Origin of the sequence: Pectobacterium peruviense, from assembly GCF_002847345.1 — a bacterium.
Lineage (GTDB): Bacteria > Pseudomonadota > Gammaproteobacteria > Enterobacterales > Enterobacteriaceae > Pectobacterium > Pectobacterium peruviense.
In genome coordinates this window covers 1-313 of the sequence record NZ_LXFV01000052.1, presented here as the reverse complement: position 1 = coordinate 313, position 313 = coordinate 1, and the positions used below count along the sequence as shown (strand labels likewise).

Here is a 313-nt window from a genome sequence, read left to right as displayed (position 1 = left end):
GCGATACCGCAGGCAATGTGACCACCGCCAACACGAATCACACTTACGGTGTGGATACGGTGGCGCCAACGGCGGCGATCTCTATCGATAACGTCACCTCGGATAACGTGATTAACGCAGCCGAATCCGGTCAGACGATTGCGGTGACCGGTAAGGTTGATAACGATGTCAAAGCGGGCGATGCGGTGACGGTGAAAGTCGGCACGGAAACCTACCAGACGACGGTGAATACCGATGGCAAGACCTGGAGCGTCAATGTTCCGGGCTCCGTATTAGCCGCGAACGGTGATGTGAGTGCGACCGTGACGACTCG

At 57.2% G+C, this 313-nt stretch carries 1 protein-coding gene; it reads left to right on the top strand.

Translation table 11 applies throughout. The features are described 5' to 3' along the window. Nucleotides 1-313: Ig-like domain-containing protein (locus A0G03_RS20600; RefSeq protein ID WP_145951827.1), on the top strand; the 313-nt coding region annotated here is incomplete at both ends.